We start from the raw sequence: 310 nt of genomic DNA, 5'->3' as shown, positions 1-310 counted from the left end.
TGTTAAAGAGCAAGAGTTTTTAAAGCATTAAACTTTCAAAACCATTTTTAAATACACTCAGTTTTCTATTACTAAGAAAAGTGTGCTTAAAGATGGTGGGCTCGAACCAGTGACCCCCTGCTTGTAAGGCAGGTGCTCTCCCAACTGAGCTAATCGCCCACGATAGTTTTAATTCCTTCGTGGAGAAAGAATGGTGGAGCTATGCGGGATCGAACCGCAGACCTCCTGCGTGCAAGGCAGGCGCTCTCCCAGCTGAGCTATAGCCCCATATTTTTATTTCCTTGGGAGGAAATGGTGGGCGATACCGGGC

1 tRNA gene is annotated in these 310 nt (G+C 46.5%); it reads right to left on the bottom strand.

What is annotated here, in order from left to right:
• Positions 1-191: 191 nt before the first annotated feature.
• Positions 192-267 (bottom strand) — tRNA-Ala (locus AB4263_RS24225).
• Between the last annotated feature and the right edge of the window lie 43 nt (positions 268-310).

Origin of the sequence: Vibrio sp. 10N.261.55.C5 (assembly GCF_041470505.1) — a bacterium.
In the GTDB taxonomy this organism is placed as follows: domain Bacteria; phylum Pseudomonadota; class Gammaproteobacteria; order Enterobacterales; family Vibrionaceae; genus Vibrio; species Vibrio crassostreae_C.
This window is presented reverse-complemented; position numbering and strand designations above follow the sequence as displayed.